This is a genomic window from Streptomyces sp. NPDC050988 (assembly GCF_044456225.1).
Taxonomy (GTDB): Bacteria; Actinomycetota; Actinomycetes; order Streptomycetales; family Streptomycetaceae; genus Streptomyces.
Genome location: NZ_JBITFQ010000006.1, coordinates 388,558 through 405,647, shown reverse-complemented (window position 1 = coordinate 405,647; position 17,090 = coordinate 388,558). Strand labels below are relative to the sequence as shown.

At 70.1% G+C, this 17,090-nt stretch carries 13 protein-coding genes and 1 pseudogene; 10 read left to right on the top strand and 4 right to left on the bottom strand.

Translation table 11 applies throughout. From position 1 onward, the window contains the following. Nucleotides 1-400: 400 nt before the first annotated feature. The 3 genes and pseudogenes from ACIBEI_RS17555 to ACIBEI_RS17545 form a co-directional block, all read left to right on the top strand. Nucleotides 401-877, top strand: a complete 477-nt coding sequence (locus tag ACIBEI_RS17555) for a hypothetical protein (protein WP_398889572.1) — start codon at nt 401-403, stop codon at nt 875-877. A gap of 313 nt (nt 878-1,190) precedes the next feature. After that, the gene (locus ACIBEI_RS17550; RefSeq protein ID WP_398889570.1) at nt 1,191-2,519 is read left to right on the top strand and encodes a beta-xylosidase; all 1,329 of its coding nucleotides are present in this window, start codon (nt 1,191-1,193) and stop codon (nt 2,517-2,519) included. A 111-nt stretch (nt 2,520-2,630) separates the two neighbouring features. After that, nucleotides 2,631-3,644 (top strand): annotated as a pseudogene (locus tag ACIBEI_RS17545) (WxL protein peptidoglycan domain-containing protein); the annotation flags it as partial. On the opposite strand, the gene ACIBEI_RS17540 reads toward ACIBEI_RS17545, so the two are convergent. Then, nucleotides 3,541-3,879: a P-II family nitrogen regulator gene (locus ACIBEI_RS17540; protein ID WP_269649623.1), complete on the bottom strand. Its 339-nt coding sequence runs from the start codon at nt 3,877-3,879 to the stop codon at nt 3,541-3,543. The pseudogene ACIBEI_RS17545 and the gene ACIBEI_RS17540 overlap by 104 nt on opposite strands. A gap of 165 nt (nt 3,880-4,044) precedes the next feature. On the opposite strand from ACIBEI_RS17540, the gene era reads away from it, so the two are divergent. Further along, nucleotides 4,045-5,004, top strand: coding sequence for a GTPase Era (era, locus tag ACIBEI_RS17535; RefSeq protein ID WP_398889568.1), 960 nt, complete (start codon nt 4,045-4,047; stop codon nt 5,002-5,004). Nucleotides 5,005-5,210: 206 nt separating this feature from the next. Here the strand turns inward: era and ACIBEI_RS17530 are convergent, their stop codons facing one another. The 3 genes from ACIBEI_RS17530 to ACIBEI_RS17520 all read right to left on the bottom strand — a co-directional run bounded on the left by ACIBEI_RS17530 (nt 5,211) and on the right by ACIBEI_RS17520 (nt 8,118). Next, complete coding sequence (locus ACIBEI_RS17530; protein WP_398889565.1) at nt 5,211-6,539, bottom strand: GH1 family beta-glucosidase; 1,329 nt, start codon at nt 6,537-6,539, stop codon at nt 5,211-5,213. A gap of 187 nt (nt 6,540-6,726) precedes the next feature. Continuing rightward, complete coding sequence (locus tag ACIBEI_RS17525) at nt 6,727-6,993, bottom strand: protealysin inhibitor emfourin (RefSeq protein WP_055616049.1); 267 nt, start codon at nt 6,991-6,993, stop codon at nt 6,727-6,729. A gap of 54 nt (nt 6,994-7,047) precedes the next feature. Further along, complete coding sequence (locus ACIBEI_RS17520) at nt 7,048-8,118, bottom strand: M4 family metallopeptidase (protein ID WP_398889563.1); 1,071 nt, start codon at nt 8,116-8,118, stop codon at nt 7,048-7,050. A gap of 420 nt (nt 8,119-8,538) precedes the next feature. Between ACIBEI_RS17520 and leuA the strand changes: the two genes are divergently transcribed. The 6 genes from leuA (at nt 8,539) to ACIBEI_RS17490 (ending at nt 17,086) form a co-directional block, all read left to right on the top strand. Continuing rightward, nucleotides 8,539-10,260 (top strand): 2-isopropylmalate synthase, encoded by a 1,722-nt coding sequence (gene leuA, locus ACIBEI_RS17515; protein ID WP_398889561.1) that lies wholly within the window; start codon nt 8,539-8,541, stop codon nt 10,258-10,260. A 172-nt stretch (nt 10,261-10,432) separates the two neighbouring features. Next, the gene (locus ACIBEI_RS17510; RefSeq protein ID WP_398889559.1) at nt 10,433-11,143 is read left to right on the top strand and encodes a TerB family tellurite resistance protein; all 711 of its coding nucleotides are present in this window, start codon (nt 10,433-10,435) and stop codon (nt 11,141-11,143) included. Nucleotides 11,144-11,417: 274 nt separating this feature from the next. Continuing rightward, a complete protein-coding gene (locus ACIBEI_RS17505) occupies nt 11,418-13,547 on the top strand; it encodes an MMPL family transporter (protein ID WP_398889557.1) in 2,130 nt (709 codons plus the stop codon). Between the two features lie 202 nt (nt 13,548-13,749). Beyond that, the gene (locus ACIBEI_RS17500) at nt 13,750-15,003 is read left to right on the top strand and encodes a sensor histidine kinase (RefSeq protein WP_398889555.1); all 1,254 of its coding nucleotides are present in this window, start codon (nt 13,750-13,752) and stop codon (nt 15,001-15,003) included. After that, nucleotides 15,000-15,671: a response regulator gene (locus tag ACIBEI_RS17495; RefSeq protein WP_398889553.1), complete on the top strand. Its 672-nt coding sequence runs from the start codon at nt 15,000-15,002 to the stop codon at nt 15,669-15,671. Before ACIBEI_RS17500 ends, ACIBEI_RS17495 begins: the two co-directional genes overlap by 4 nt. 254 nt (nt 15,672-15,925) lie before the next feature. Then, entirely contained in the window at nt 15,926-17,086 is a 1,161-nt protein-coding gene (locus ACIBEI_RS17490) for an exo-alpha-sialidase (protein ID WP_398889621.1), read from the top strand. The last annotated feature ends 4 nt before the right edge of the window (nt 17,087-17,090 follow it).

The window sequence follows — 17,090 nt, the reverse complement described above, 5'->3', positions numbered from 1 at the left end:
CCCCCCCCCCCCCCCCCCCCCCCCCCCCCCCCCCCCCCCCCCCCCCCCCCCCCCCCCCCCCCCCCCCCCCCCCCCCCCCCCCCCCCCCCCCCCCCGACGCGGGCCCCACCGGTCGACTTCGGCCACATCTCCGCCCGGCGGAAGATTCCCCACCGCTTCTCTTGCAATCCCGAGCCGCTCGCGTCTCAATGGACGACAGCTCTTCCGACGGACCGTCAGATTCGTCGCCGCGCAGCGTGCCCGCACACCGCTCGCGGTGACTGGTCCGTGCGCACGTGAATCCCCGCACCGTCGCCGGCCCGCGCACAGGTACCGGTGGCAAGCACGCGTGCCCGCACGACGGCGCGCCCGTCGAACGTCCCCACATGGCAATTCCCGTACAAGGGAAGGGAATCCCCCAATGAGATGCAAGCGACTCGGAATCGGTGCGGCGTTAGCCGCCGGCACCCTCGCCGCAGGCCTGGCCCTCGCCCCGGGCGCCGCGGCCGTCGTCCCCCAGAGCGCCACGATCATCGCCGACTGCGGTTCCTACGGCGGCGGTGAGGCCACCCTCACGGCCACCCAGACCGGCACCTCCGCCACCATCACTCTCAGCTCCTCCGAGATCACTTCCCCGCTCGCCCTCGACGCGGACTCGATCGTCTCCACGCTCACCATGGTGAAGGCGAGCGGTGGCACGACCGCCTTCACGGGCACCAAGAACCCCGCGATAGCCGCGGGCGGTGGCGTCTCGGTCGGCCCGCTGACCGGCACTGTCGCGCCCGGTGACAGCCTGGAGGCGAACGGCGGCTCCCTGCAGATGGTGATCTTCGGATTCATCACCGTGACGTGTACGGCGGAGGGGCCGCAGTCGCCGGGCCCGTTCGTGTTCGAGTGAGTCCCGGGCGGTAGCCCTCCCACGTAGCCCCCCGTAGCCCCCCACGAGCAAGTCGAGCCATCGACCGGTGTCGCCTGTGCGCGGCGGCACCGGTCGATGCGCTGAGTCCCCCCCCGGGGGGGGCGGGCTCGGGAGGGGGTTCGGAGTGCGTCAACTTCCCTCTGTATCAAGTAAGTTGACAGAAACTGATGGGCCATCAGTTCCCGTCCGGTGATTCCATTGACATTTCACACAACCCACACATCAATGTCCCCCTGTCGGCGCAGAAGAACGCGGAAGAGCCGCTGCGCCCGCATCCTCAGGAGGGGCAACCATGGGTTCAGGAACCCGAAGACGCCACCGTTGGGCGGCACTTCTCGGAGCGACCGCGCTCGCGGTCACCGGGGGAGGCGCACTCGCCTGTCCCGCGAGCGCGGAGCCTCAGCAGGTCGACTTCGCCACGCACTGCGTCCCGCCGCCCATCGCGGGCATCCCGCCGATCGACGGCACGACCACCGCCAAGATCACGGTGGACAACGCCGCGCCCAAGGTGGGCGACACGGTCACCGTCACGTACACGGTGGTCAAGCCCGCCGCGAGCAACCCGGTCGACATCGCCCTGCCCGCCGACATCATGACGCCCACCGGCAAGGTCACCCTCGGTGGCGTGCAGACCGGTGACATCACGGTCGCGGGCCCGAAGAAGAACGAGCCGGTGCCCGGGAAGGGTGCCTTCCCGTCGTTCTCGATGACCGGCACCTTCACGGTCACCACCCCCGGCGCGATCACCCTCTCGCCCGGCGACTACAACATCCACACCAGCTACATCCTGGAGCTGGACACGCCGTGCACGGTCACCAACCCGCCCGCCCCCGTCTCCGAGACGGTCACCGCGACGGACGGCGGACAGACCAACAACCGTGCCATCAGCCTCGGTACGGCCTCCGGGAAGCCCGGTGACAGCGTGACCGTCACGGGCACGAACTTCACCCCGGGCGCCGCCGTCACCCTCGCCGGACGGGCCGGCGCCGCCGAGACCGCCGACAAGGGCACCGCCACCGCGAACTCGCAGGGCGCCATCAGCGGCACCCTTACCGTCAACGACAAGGCGACCACCGGGGTCGTGGCGTACGAGGGCAGCGCCTGGAGCGACACCAAGGGGGCCGGGCCCGCCGCCTACGTCGTCATCGACGACAACACTCCGCTCCCCGAGGGCAGCCAGAAGGTCAACTCCTCGGTCAAGGCAGGCACGTTGTCCATGACCCAGGCCGGCGACACCGTCGAACTCGCGGCGGTCGACTACGGCAAGGGCGGCTTCTCGCGCGGCTCCCTGCAGACGGTGACCGTCAAGGACTTCCGCGGCGGACCCGCGGGCTGGTCCCTGACCGGCAAGGTCACCGACTTCGCCGGTCCCGGCGGGGCGAAGATCGAAGCGGCCAAACTGAGCTGGACCCCGGTCTGCGCCACCAAGACCGGCAGCCCCAGCACCTGCCGGCCCGGTTCGCCCGGCTCGGTCGGCAGCGCGGGAGCGACTCTGGCGTCCACCCCCAACGCCGCGCAGACCGGCGGTGAGTTCACCGTCGACGCCAGGCTCTCGCTGAACGTTCCGGCGTTCACCCCGCCCGGTGCGTACTCCGGCGTGCTGACGCTCACGCTCACCTGACACATCGTCAACAGAGACGCCAACTGAGCTGTAAGCAGGCTCGTTTCATCGGTGGCCGGGCGCGCACCCGCCCGTCCGCCTCGTCCGACTCGCCACCGGGGGTCCGCACCCATGCGCAAGCCGTTCGTCCTCCTCCTGTTGCTGTTCCTCGGCCTGACCGGGGCGCCCGCGTACGCCGCCGACAACGGCAGCTGGTCCGTCTACCCCGTCTCGAACGACCTCGCCTCGCGGCCCTACTTCCACCTCTCCGCCGATCCGGGGACGACCATCGAGGACAAGGTCACCGTCGCCAACAAGACCGGGGCGCCACTGGCCTTCCGGCTGTACGCCGCCGACGCCTACAACACCGCCCGGGACGGCGGGTTCGCGGTGCGCACCAGCAAGGAGAGGCAGCGGGGCGTCGGCGCCTGGGCGAAGCCCGCGAAGTCCCGGGTGACCGTGCCCGCGCACGGCTCGGTCACCGTGCCGTTCACGATCCGGGTGCCCGAGGGCGCCGAACCCGGCGATCATCCGGGTGCGCTGGTCGCTCTCGACGAGCGCATCGACGGCGGGTCGGGGGCCGTCGAGGTCGGTGTGCAGCGGGCCGTCGGCGCCCGGATCTATCTGCGGGTGGGCGGGCCGACCGTGCCCGCCGTCGCCGTCGAGGACGTCCGCATCACCCACCACCAGCCCCTGGTCCCGGGCATGGGCGACAGTACGGCCACCGTCTCGTACACCCTGCACAACACCGGCAACGTCACCCTCAACCCCAAGGTGGAGCTGAAGGCCGAGGGGCTCTTCGGCCGTACGCTGCTCGCCCGCGACCTGGCCGAGGTCCCCTCCGAGCTGCTGCCCGGGCAACGGGTGAAGCTGAGTGAACCGTGGCGGGGCGCGCCCCAACTCGACTGGGGCGACGTGACGTTGACCGCCAGCGCGCACGACACCCGCGAGTCGGCGAGTACGTCGTTCTTCGCGCTGCCGTGGCTCGTGGCGGTCGTACTGGGAGTGGGGATCGCGGGCGGCGTGGCGGTGGGGATCAGGATCAGAGGGCGTCGGGACCGCGCTCGCCCGTCCGTACCCGCACCACCGTCTCCACCGGCACCGTCCACACCTTCCCGTCGCCGATCTTCCCCGTCCTCGCCGCCTTCACGATCCCTTCGATGACGGCGTCGGCGTCCGCGTCCTCGACGACGACCTCGATACGGATCTTGGGGACCAGGTCGACCTGGTACTCCGCACCCCGGTACACCTCCGTGTGGCCGCGCTGACGCCCGTACCCGCTGGCCTCCGTCACGGTCAGCCCGTGCACGCCGATGTCCTGGAGGGCGGTCTTGACCTCGTCGAGTCGGTGCGGCTTGACGATCGCGGTGATGAGCTTCATGCCGGGGGCCTGACCTTCTGCGGATGCGGATGCGGGTGCGGGTGATGGGGAGGGGCGGGGAGCGTCCGGAACCCCGTGATCGTATGGCCGTCCGGGCCTGTGCCGTAAGGTCCCGGCCCGGTGCGCGGGGCGCTGGGTGCGGCAGGGCTCCGATGATCAGGGACAATGGGCGTCATGAGCGTTCGTACCCAGTCATCCGAGCCGTCCGAGGCGATCCACCGCGCCGGCTTCGCCTGTTTCGTGGGCCGCCCCAACGCGGGCAAGTCCACCCTGACGAACGCTCTGGTCGGCCAGAAGGTGGCGATCACGGCGAACCAGCCGCAGACGACGCGGCACACCGTGCGCGGCATCGTGCACCGGCCCGACGCCCAGCTGATCCTCGTGGACACGCCTGGGCTGCACAAACCGCGCACGCTGCTCGGCCAGCGGCTGAACGACGTCGTACGGACGACGTGGGCCGAGGTCGATGTCATCGGGTTCTGTCTGCCCGCGAACGAGAAGCTCGGTCCCGGTGACCGTTTCATCGCGAAGGAACTGGCGTCGATCAAGAAGACGCCGAAGATCGCGATCGTGACGAAGACCGACCTCGTGGACAGCAAGACGCTCGCCGAGCAGCTCATCGCCATCGACCAGCTCGGCAAGGAGCTCGGGTTCGAGTGGGCCGAGATCGTGCCGGTGTCCGCCGTCGGGGACAAGCAGGTCGATCTGCTCGCGGATCTGCTGGTGCCGCTGCTTCCGGAGGGGCCCGCGCTCTATCCTGAGGGTGACCTCACGGACGAGCCCGAGCAGGTCATGGTGGCCGAGCTGATTCGTGAGGCCGTGCTGGAGGGGGTGCGGGACGAGTTGCCGCACTCCATCGCCGTTGTCGTGGAGGAGATGCTTCCCCGCGAGGACCGGCCTGCCGACAAGCCTCTTCTCGACATCCACGCGTTCGTCTATATCGAGCGGCCCAGTCAGAAGGGGATCATTATCGGGCCCAAGGGGAAGCGGTTGAAGGAGGTTGGGATCAAGTCGCGCAAGCAGATTGAGGCGCTGCTGGGTACGCCGGTTTTCCTTGACCTCCATGTCAAGGTCGCCAAGGACTGGCAACGGGATCCACGCCAGTTGCGCAAGCTCGGCTTCTAGATCTTTTCTCTTTCCCCAGCCCCACCCCTTCCCGAAACTGGGGGCTGCGCCCCCAGACCCCCGCTTCGGCCTGAACGGCCTCGTCCTCAAACGCCGGACGGGCTGGAAATCAGCCCCTCCGGCGTTTGAGGAGCGGGGGTTCGGGGGCTGGCCCCCGAGTAGTGACGGGAATGGGTAGGGGCGGCGGGGGCGAGGAACTCCCCGGGTCACCCTCCCTGGGTTTGGATCACGTCCCGCAGCCAGCCGTACGACGCCTTCGGCGTTCGGTTCAGGGTGTCGAAGTCCACGTGGACCAGGCCGAAGCGGCGGGCGTAGCCCTCTGCCCACTCGAAGTTGTCGAGGAGGGACCAGACGAAGTAGCCGCGGACGTCCACGCCCTGGTCCAATGCCCGGTGCAGCGCCCGGAGATGACCGTCGAGGTACGTGATCCGGTCCTGGTCGTCGAGGCCCTCGTACGAGCAGCCGTTCTCCGTGATGACCACGGGCGGGAGCCGGTCGCCGTACCGCTGGTGGAAGTCCACCAGGAGTTCCGTGAGGGCCTCGGGGACCACCGGCCAGCCGAAGTCGGTGACCGGGTAGCCCTCGATCTCCCTTACGGAGAAGGGGAGTTCGGCGGGCATCGTCAGTCCGCCGAACTCGATCTCGGAGCCCTGGGGCGCGCCCACCCTGGTCGGGGCGTAGTAGTTGATCCCGTACCAGTCGATCGGCTCGGAGATGACCTTCAGGTCGGCCTCGACGTCGCCGGGCATCAACTCGCCTAGCCCGTCGGGGTATTGGCCCGTCAGCACCGGGTCCGCGAACAGCCGGTTGAGGAGGATGTCGTAGAAGGCCGCCGCCTCCAGGTCCTCCGGTTCCTGGGACGCCGGCCAGGTCGGGCCGTGCGAGTTGGCGATGCCGATGTCCGTGACTCCGGCCGCGCGCAGGGCCCGTACGGCCAGGCCGTGGCCCAACAGCTGGTGATGGGCCACGGGCAGTGAGTCGAAGAGGAGTTTCTTTCCCGGCGCGTGCGCGCCGAGCGCGTGGCCCAACAGGGTGTGTTCGGCAGGCTCGTTGAGGGTGATCCACTTGCTGATCCGGTCACCGAGCCGGTCGACCACCACGGCGGCGTACTCGGCGAAGCGCTCGGCCGTGTCCCGGTTCAGCCAGCCGCCCGCCTCCTCGACCGACACCGGCAGATCCCAGTGGAAGAGGGTCGGGACGGGGCGGATGCCCGCCGCGGTCAGTTCGTCGACCAGGCGGTCGTAGAAGTCCAGGCCGCCGGGGGAGTTCACCCGCGGCCAGGAGATCGAGAAGCGGTACGCGTCCACGCCGAGGTCGCGCAGGAGCGCGACGTCCTCCGGATAGCGGTGGTAGTGGTCGCAGGCCACCGCCGCGGTGGAGCTGTCCTTGATGTGCCCCGGTTCGGCCGTGAAGGCGTCCCAGACCGAGGGGTCGCGCTTGTCCGCCGCGCCCTCGATCTGATGGGCCGAGGTGGACACGCCCCAGAGGAAGCCGGCCGGGAACTGGGGTATCGGGTTCGTCGCCGTGTTCGCCATGCGCGCGATCATCTGTAGCGGGGGTTCGTGAAGTCAACGGGGTTGGGTGAACTGGCCGTTGCCGGTGCCGCCGGGGCGCCCAACAGGGAGGGGCTTGCCGTGATTTGGCGGGTGCGGGGCGTCTGTGGCTTGTCGCGCAGTTCCCCGCGCCCCTAGGAGAGACGGGGCGCTCCTGCGGGCTGGGTCTTCAGGAACCCTCCTTCAGGACCCTTGAGATCAGCTTGCGCTGCTCCTCCGTCAAGCGTGGGTCCGCGCAGTACACCGTCCTGCCGTTGACGGTGATCTGGTAGCTGAAGCCGTCCGGAACCCCTATGGGGGGCGTGCCCCGGCCGGACGCGATCGCCTGTTCGGCCAGGGCGTGCCACTCCTGGGCGTCGGTGCGGCCCGAGGTCTCCACCTCGGCGTGCCGCTCGATGCCCGCGAATCCGCCCGTGCGCCTCACCTGAATACGCATGGGTCCTGTCTAGTACGAAATGGCGCTAATGCGAAACGATGGCGCGGTGCGCGGTCACAGGGTCCGTACCCCGACCTGCTCCCACGCCTTCGTCACGGCCTGCAGTTCGTCGCCCTCGCCGAACGAGGCGCGTGCCCTCGCCACGGTCAGCGTCGCGAAGTCCGTGAAGTTGGCCTTCGACCCCAGTTCGCCGCCGGTCAGCACGTCGTACCAGATCCGTCCGGCGCGCTCCCACGCGTGCCCGCCCAGCGCGGTCGCCGCCAGGTAGAAGGCGTGGTTGGGGATGCCGGAGTTGATGTGGACGCCGCCGTTGTCGCGGCCCGTCTGGACGTAGTCGTCCACCGTGGCGGGCTGCGGGTCCTTGCCGAGCACGTCGTCGTCGTACGCCGTGCCCGGGGCCTTCATCGAGCGCAGGGCCGTGCCCGTGACGCGCGGGGCCAGCAGGCCCGCGCCGATCAGCCAGTCGGCCTCGGCGGCGGTCTGGCCGAGCGTGTACTGCTTGATGAGCGCGCCGAAGACGTCCGAGAAGTGCTCGTTCAGGGCACCCGGCTGGCCGAAGTACGTGAGGTTCGCCGTGTACTGCGTGACGCCGTGGGCCAGCTCGTGGCCGATGACGTCGACCGGGATGGTGAAGTCGAGGAAGATCTCGCCGTCACCGTCCCCGAAGACCATCTGCTCGCCGTTCCAGAAGGCGTTGTTGTAGTCCTCGCCGAAGTGCACGGTCGCGTTGAGCGGCAGCCCCTCGGCGTTGATCGAGTTCCGCTCGTACGCCTTCTGGAACAGCTCGAAGGTCGCGCCCAGGCCGGCGTACGCGCGGTTGACCGTGGCGTCCTTGCCGGGCTTGTCGCCCTCGCTGCGGACCTTCTTGCCGGGCAGGTCCTGCTTGTGCTTCGCGTCGTGGATCGTGCGGTTCGGCTTGTCCTCCGTCGCGCCCTTCGGCGGGGCCAGGGTGGGCGCGCCGATGACCGTGGTCAGGCGGCGGTGGGTGCGCTCGAAGGCGTCGCGCTCCAGGGTGCGGCGTGCCTTGCCGGCGAGTGCCGGGTCCTCGGCCTGGGCCAGGGTGTCGAGGACGTGGGGTGGAACGATGGTGCAGAAGACGGGCTCGAAGCCCCCGTTTGTCGTCATGGTCGGCACCATTGCACTGCGTGATGCTGCTGTCACTAGGGGCAACCATGATTGGTGAAATGCGGGGATAAGGGGGGCTGTGGGGTGGGGGTTGTGTTACGGGTGCGGGTCGGTGGGGGTTGCTCGCGCAGTTCCCCGCGCCCCTGAAAGGCGCAGGCGCGCCATGATGGCCTATGTGACCTTCTGCACCTTTTGTGCAGTAATTCCCTCGCGTCCCGCATACTGATACGGACCCTCGCGTGGGGCTTGGCTCGGCTAGCATGCGGAGCATCATGCGTTTCGGGCTGCTTCTCCTTAGCTGCCGCGGCGAGGGCCTGTAGTCGAGGCCGACCCCCTCCCCGCGGAGTTCGGCGTTGCGCCGTCGGCCGTCCCTCGGACTCTCTCCGAGGATCAAGCGGACCAAGAGGAGCCCCTCGCATCATGGCGAACCGCCAGCAGCCCACCTCCATGCCGATCCACAAGTACCGCCCGTACGACCAGGTCGACATCCCCGACCGTACGTGGCCGGACAACCGGATCACCGTCGCCCCCCGCTGGCTCTCCACCGACCTGCGTGACGGCAACCAGGCCCTGATCGACCCCATGTCGCCCGCGCGCAAGCGTGAGATGTTCGACCTGCTGGTGAAGATGGGCTACAAGGAGATCGAGGTCGGGTTCCCCGCCTCCGGCGAGACCGACTTCGTGTTCGTGCGCTCGATCGTCGAGGAGCCGGGTGCGATTCCGGACGACGTCACGATCTCCGTACTGACCCAGGCCCGCGAGGACCTGATCGAGCGGACCGTCGAGTCGCTGAAGGGCGCCAAGCGCGCCACCGTGCACCTGTACAACGCCACCGCGCCCGTCTTCCGCCGGGTCGTCTTCCGCGGCTCCAAGGACGACATCAAGCAGATCGCCGTCGACGGTACGCGGCTGGTCGTGGAGTACGCGGAGAAGCTGCTGGGCCCGGAGACGACCTTCGGCTACCAGTACAGCCCCGAGATCTTCACCGACACCGAGCTGGACTTCGCCCTGGAGGTCTGCGAGGCGGTCATGGACGTCTGGCAGCCGGGTCCGGGCCGGGAGATCATCCTCAACCTGCCCGCCACGGTGGAGCGTTCGACGCCGTCGACGCACGCGGACCGCTTCGAGTGGATGAGCCGCAACCTGTCGCGCCGTGAGCATGTCTGTCTGTCCGTGCATCCGCACAACGACAGGGGTACGGCGGTCGCGGCGGCCGAGCTGGCGCTGATGGCCGGGGCCGACCGTATCGAGGGCTGTCTGTTCGGGCAGGGCGAGCGGACCGGCAACGTCGACCTGGTCACGCTGGGCATGAACCTGTTCTCCCAGGGTGTGGACCCGCAGATCGACTTCTCGGACATCGACGAGGTGCGGCGCACCGCCGAGTACTGCAACCAGATGGAGGTCCACCCGCGCCACCCGTACGTGGGCGATCTCGTATACACGTCCTTCTCCGGCTCCCACCAGGACGCCATCAAGAAGGGCTTCGACGCCATGGAGGCCGACGCGGCCGCGAAGGGCGTCACCGTCGACGACATCGAGTGGGCCGTCCCGTATCTGCCGATCGACCCGAAGGACGTCGGGCGGTCGTACGAGGCCGTCATCCGCGTCAACTCGCAGTCCGGCAAGGGCGGTATCGCGTACGTCCTGAAGAACGACCACAAGCTGGACCTGCCGCGTCGGATGCAGATCGAGTTCTCGAAGATCATCCAGGCGAAGACCGACGCCGAGGGCGGCGAGGTCACCGGCAAGGACATCTGGGCGGTCTTCCAGGACGAGTACCTGCCGAACGCCCAGAACCCCTGGGGCCGTATCCAGGTCAGCAACGGCCAGTCCACGACCGACCGTGACGGCGTCGACACGCTCACCGTCGAGGCCGAGGTGGACGGCACCGAGACCGTTCTGGTCGGCACCGGAAACGGCCCGATCTCGGCGTTCTTCCACGCCCTGCAGGGGATCGGGGTCGACGCCCGGCTGCTCGACTACCAGGAGCACACGATGAGCGAGGGCGCGTCCGCGCAGGCCGCCTCGTACATCGAGGTCGCGATCGGTGACAAGGTCCTGTGGGGAATCGGCATCGACGCGAATACGACACGCGCCTCACTGAAGGCCGTGGTCTCCGCGGTCAACCGCGCGACCCGATAAGGCCGTTCACCTGCGTTTCTCCGGTCCCGTCCGCCTCACAGGCGGGCGGGACCGCGGCGTGTATCAAGCCATGTCACAGAGTGGTCTCGCCCTGGGTACTGACTCTTCCTCAACAATGTGGCTAACATCACGCCAACGCGGCGATGTTGCCGCGGGGTTACGGAGGTGCGACGTGCTGCCAGGACGGGGACGAAACGGCCGGTTTGTCCGCGCCGGCTCCATGGGAGTTTCGCGCATCCTCGGAACCCGCACGGCGTGGACCACCGTCGGCGACGGCGAGTTCTTCTGCCCCGGCTGCGGAGGCGACCGCAACTACCAGCGCCTCACCGGCCGCCGCCGCTTCACCTGCCTCGGCGTCCCGGTCCTGCCGCGCGGCGAGACGGGTCCCGTCGTCGAGTGCGCGGCCTGCAGCCGGCACTACAGCGCGGACGTCCTGGACCACCCCACCACGACCCGTTTCTCGGCGATGCTCCGTGACGCCGTCCACACCGTCGCCCTCGCGGTCCTGGCCGCCGGCGGCACCTGCGCCCGTACGTCCCTGGAGACCGCCGCCGGCGCCGTCCGCTCGGCCGGGTTCGACGACTGCACCGAGGAGCAGCTCGCGGCGCTCGTCGAGGCGCTCGCCGCCGACACCGGCCGGATCTTCGGGGAGCCCTGTGGGCCCGGGTTGGCCATAGAGCTCCATGAGGCTCTGGACCCGTTGGCACCGCACCTGGCCCCCGGCGGACGCGAGGCCATCCTGCTCCAGGGTGCCCGTATCGCTCTCGCCGACGGGCCGTACACGCCTGCCGAGCGCGAGACGCTCTCGACGGTGGGCGCTGCGCTGACTATCTGTGCGGATGATGTGACGCGGTTGCTCACGGCGGCGCGGACGCCGTCGTGAGCCCCGGGTGATCCCGGGCCCCTTGCGCCCCCCGGCCGGTGCGCTCCTCCCGGTGGGGGCTGAGTGATTGCTGCGGGCCGGTGGGGGCTGGGCGCGCAGTTCCCCGCGCCCCTTACGGGGCGGGGTGCGCCACTGATTACTCCCCTGGGAGTAATTCACCCCTCTCGTCGCCCCCGGCAGTACGGCCCACCTCGCCCTCCCGCCCGACGAAAGCTGTGGTCTTCGACGGAAGTCTGGGGACCGAAGCAGACGTCACCCGGAGGGAGATCGGTCGATGGAGGCCGGAGAGACAACCGCTACGACGAGGCTGGGGTCGGGACGCAGGCGAGCCGTTCCATGGGCGGTGCTCGGGCTGTGGATCGCCGTGATCGCGCTCGTCGGGCCGTTCGCGGCGAAGCTCGGCGACGTGCAGCACGACAAGGTCACCGACTACCTGCCGGCGAGCGCGGACTCGACTCAAGTGGCGAAGATCGAGGAGAAGTTGCCCGGAGGCGAGACCACCGAGATGGTGCTCGTCTACCACCGGGACGGCGGGCTCAGCGCCGCCGACCGGGAGACCGCGGCCGGGCAGGTCGCGGAGATCACCCGGCAGCACGAGCTGATCGGCGGTGCTCCCAAGGGGGTTCCGTCCAAGGACGGCACGACCCTGATGTACCCGGTCGCCAGCAACGAGCCCGGGGCGGACGAGGAACTGCGGGACAAGCTCGTCAACGACGTCCGCGAAGTCGCCCAGGGCGAAGGCGGGTTGAGCGTCGAGGTGGGCGGCACGAGCGCGCTGGACACCGACTCCGGCGCGGTCTACGACTCGCTCGGCGGACCGCTGCTCTACACCACCGTCGCCGTCGTCGCCATCCTGCTGATCCTGATCTACCGCAGCCCCGTGCTGTGGCTCGTGCCCCTCGTCGTCGCCGGGATCGCCGACTTCATGTCGATGGGTGTCGCCTACGGCCTCAACCAGGCCTTCGGCACGCCCGTCTCGGGGCAGAGCTCGGGCGTGATGACGATCCTCGTGTTCGGGGCGGGCACGGACTACGCGCTGCTGCTCGTCTCGCGCTATCGGGAGGAACTGCGGCGCATCGAGCGCCCGTACGAGGCCATGGTCGCCGCCCTGCGCGGCTGCGGGCCCGCCGTGCTCGCCTCCTCCGGCACCGTCGCCGCCGGACTGCTGTGCCTGCTCGCCGCGGACCTCAACAGCAGCCGGGGCATGGGCCCGCTCGGCACGGTCGGCGTGCTGTGCGCGCTGATCGCGATGCTGACCCTGCTCCCCGCCATCCTCGTACTGGCCGGACGGCGGGTGTTCTGGCCGCTCGTGCCGGCCTTCGGGAGCACGCCCAAGCAGCGGCGGAGCCTGTTCTCGGCGATGGGCAGCTCTGCCGGACGCAGGCCGCTGACCGTACTCGCGAGCGGTGCCGTACTGCTCGGCGCCCTCGCCCTCGGCTCACTCAACCTGCCGGGACCGCTCAAGCAGGAGGACTCCTTCGTCACCAAGCCGGAGTCCGTCGTCGCGATGGAGACCCTTGCCAAGGCCTATCCCGAGCAGGGCAGCCAACCCATCGACGTGATCACCCCGCAGGGGCGCGCCGACGAGACCCTCGCGACCGTCCGCGGCACACCGGGCGTCGGCAGCGCGGAGAAGGGGCGTACGGGAGACGGCTGGACCGAGATCTCCGTCTTCGCGAAGAGCGCACCCCAGTCGGCGGGGGAGACCGCCACCATCAAGTCCCTGCGGGACGAACTGAAGGGCTCCTACGTCGGCGGGGACAGCGCCCAGCAGATCGACCTGGAGGTCACCAACGCCCGGGACACGAAGATCGTCGTACCGCTCGTCCTCGTTTCCGTGATGCTCATCCTGATCGGGCTGCTGCGGAGTCTGGTCGCACCGCTGCTCCTGGTGGTCGCGGTCGTCGCGGTGTGGGGCGCTTCCCTCGGGATCGGCGGACTGGTCTTCGAACCGCTGCTCGGCCTCAAGGGCACCGATCCGGGGCTCGGACTGCTGTCCTTCGTGTTCCTGGTCGCCCTCGGCGTCGATTACGGCATCTTCCTCATGCACCGGATGAGGGAGGAGTCCCTGGCGGGAGCGGAACCGGCCACGGCGGCACTCACCGCACTGCGCACCACCGGCGGCGTCATCGCCTCCGCCGGACTCGTCCTCGCCGCGACCTTCGCCGTGCTGACGAACATGGGCCTGGTGCAGCTGGTCCAGCTCGGCTTCGTGATCGCCGTCGGCGTCCTGCTCGACACCTTCCTCGTACGGACGTACCTGGTGACCAGCGCCAGCGTCGCCCTGGGCCGGAAGGTGTGGTGGCCGGGCGTGCTCTCACGGGAGCCCGAGCCGACCGAACGGACCGGGCCGGGCGGACCGGCCGAGCCGCCCCGGCAGCCGGAAACCGTCGGTGCGCCCTGACACGGCGGGCCCGTCCGGGCGCCTCTCCTTCGGGAGGGGCGCCCGCACGTCCGCCCGCATACCGGAAGATGGAGCCGTGCGGGTACGGGGAACGACCACGACGGTACGTGACCGGGCGACGGCCGGTGCCGGTGCCGGTGCCGGAGCAGGCGGTGGTGAGGGCACGGGGGGCGGCGCGCGGCCACGCAGGCTCGAACGCGTCATGGCCGCCATCAACCGCGACCCGCTGACCGCACCGCACCGCACCCGCAACGACGTGATCCTCGCCGTGGGCGTCGCCGTCGTGGCGGTCGCCCTCGCCCTGCTCGTCGACGACGGACGCCGGCTCGGCCCGTCCGGCTGGGCACTGCTGCTCGGAGCCCATGTACCGCTCGTGTGGCGGCGCACCCGTCCAGTGCTCGTGATGCTCGCCGTGGTGGCCTGCGTCGTGGTGTACCACGGTCTCGACTTCAACCACGCGGCGCCGACCCCCGCCTCGTACGTCGCCCTCTACACCGTCGCTGCCACCGGCCGCCCGCTGCGCACCGTCCTGGTGGGAATGGGCGTCCTCGGCGTCTCGGTGGGCGTGATCCTCAGCTTCAGCGCGAAGGACGCCATCCAGCTGCTGGAGATCTCCGGCTGGGTCGTCGCCATGCTCTTCTTCGGCGTCGACGTCCGGTTCTACCGCCGGTACGTCGCCTCCATCGTCGACCGGGCCGAGCGCGCCGAACGCACCCGTGAGGAGGAGGCCAGGCGCCGCGTCGCCGAGGAACGGCTGCGGATCGCCCGGGACCTGCACGACCTGCTCGCCCACAGCATCACGCTCATCGGCGTCCAGACGTCCGTGGCGGCCCATGTCCTTACCGCCGACCCCGAGCGCCTCGACCGCAAGGCCGTCGCGCAGGCGCTGGACGACATCGCGGGGACCTGCCGGACCGCCCGGGGGGAGCTGCGTACGACGCTGGAGGTGCTGAGGGCGCACGACGCGGTCGTGGGGGTGGGTGGGGACCCGGGGGCGGGGACGGGAGCCGGTTCCGGATTCGGGGACATGCGGGGGCCGTTGCCCGGGATCGACGGACTGGCCGGTCTCGCGGAGTCGGGCCGGGTGGCCGGGGCCACGGTCGAACTGTCCGTCCGCGCGGACGGCATACCGCCCTCCGTGGGCGCCGCCGCCTACCGGATCGTGCAGGAGGCGCTCACCAACGCCGTACGCCACGGTGGCCGCGAGGACCTCACCGTGCGGGTGGGCCTGTGGACCGCGGACGGCGCGCTGCGGGTGAGTGTCACGGACGACGGGACGGGTGGGGACCCCGGTGGCGGGGCGGGTCCGTCCGACGGCACGCCGGGTTTCGGGCTTGTCGGAATGCGGGAGCGGGCCCGTAGCGTGGGCGGCACACTGGACGCCGGACCGGGGCCCGCATCGGGCTTCGAGGTGACCGCCACACTGCCGCTGCCCCGGGAGGACGAGGTTCGATGACGATCCGCGTACTGCTCGCCGACGACCAGAATCTCGTACGGGCCTCCTTCGCGATGCTCGTCGCGTCGGCCGGGGACATGGAGGTCGTCGCCGAGGCGGGGACCGGGCGGGAGGCCGTGGCGCTGGCCCGGTCGGCGCGGGCCGATCTCGTCGTGATGGACATCCGCATGCCCGACCTGGACGGGATCGAGGCGACCCGGCTCATCGCCGCCGACGAGGATCTCGCGGGTGTGAAGGTGCTCGTCCTGACGACGTACGACACCGACGAGCACATCGTCGAGGCCTTGCGGGCCGGGGCGTCCGGCTTCCTCGTGAAGGACATCCGGCCGGCCGAACTCCTCGACGCCATCCGGACGGTGGCCGCGGGGGAGTCCCTTCTCTCGCCCGGCCCCACCTCGCGGCTGATCGCCCGCTTTCTGCGCGCGCCGGATCCCGCGACGCCGTCCGCGGTCGGCGGGCCCAGCGGGCTGTCCGAGCGGGAACGACAGGTGCTCGCGCTGGTCGCGCGCGGCCTCAACAACACGGAGATCGCCGAGGCGTTGGGACTCAGTCCGCTGACCGCGAAGACCCATGTCAGCCGGATCATGGGCAAGTTGGGGGCGCGGGACCGGGCGCAGCTGGTGATCGTGGCGTATGAGTCGGGGCTTGTGATACCTGGGGCGGTCTGAGCTTCGGGCCGGGTTCAGGGCGCGTTCCGGGGACCTGTTGTACGGTCCCTCAACTCCCCGTGGTTGCACGGGCATTGCTCTGTCCCTCGGTGCGCACTAGTTTCTCGGGGACATCCCACGTCCTATGTCCCATGCCCGCCTCAGCCTCCGCCGCTTGTGCGTCTTCAGGAGAATCCGTGGCTTCCACACGTCGTCCTCGTCTTGCTGCCCTTGCCGCCGTCGCGGGGCTCACCTCCGGACTCGCCTCCGCAACGGTGTCCACCGGTACCGCGTTCGCCGCGGAACGGCCGTCGCGGGGGTGTGCCTCCTCCGTTCCGTACGCGGCCGGACAGAACGGGTACGACACCTACCGCATCCCCGCCACCGTCACGACCGGCACCGGTGCCGTGCTCGCCTTCGCCGAGGGCAGACGCGACGGTGCCGGGGACACCGGGAACATCGACGTCGTCCTCAGACGGTCCTTCGACGGCGGCTGCACCTGGGGGCCGCTGTCCGTCGTCGCGGCCGGAAAGGGGGACACGCGCGGCAATCCGGCACCCGTCGTCGACCCCCGTACCGGAAAGGTCGTCCTCCTCACGTCCTACAACAGCGGTGCTGTGACCGAGGCGCAGATCATGCGCGGGGAGGTCACGGCCGAGCAGAGCCGGCGGGTCTTCGTGCAGACGAGCCGGGACGACGGGCGTCGCTTCACCGCGCCCAGGGACATCACCTCGGCGGTGAAGCTGCCGGGGTGGCGGTGGTACGCCACCGGGCCCGGGCACGCGGTGGCGCTGACCCGGGGGCCGTACGCCGGGCGGCTCGTCGTGCCGTCCAACCACTCGGCCTCACCGGCGGCCGGTTCCGCCGACACCGGGCAGGAGGCCAAGTACTACGGGGCGCACGCGATCTACAGCGATGACGGTGGGGTGACGTGGCGGGTCGGGTTCGTGGACGACCTGTACGAGGGGGGCGAGAACGCGAACGAGAATGCCGTGGCCCAACTGCCCGACGGGCGGCTGTACTTCAGTGCTCGGGATCAGCACGGGAGCAGTGTGGGCAACCGGCTCGACAGCTACTCCAGTGACGGGGGCCTGACGCTCGACCGGCCCTATCTGGTCCAGCCGACGCTCAATGACGTGCCTGTGGTTCAGGGCAGTGTCCTGCAGTTGACGGGCGGCGGTCGGGGGGTGGGTGCTCCGTTGCTCTTCTCCGGGCCGTCCGTGCCCACGGTCCGTCAGTCCATGGCGGTCTGGCGCAGCACGGACGCCGGACACTCCTTCACCAGGGCGAAGACCCTCTCCACGCTGCCCGCCGCGTACTCCGACCTCGTGCAACTGGGATCGGACAAGGTGGGGGTGCTCTATGAGACGGGGGCCACGGGTATGTACGAGTCGATCGAGTTCCGGCGGGTGCCGGTGGGGGAGTTGAGGGGGTAGGTGG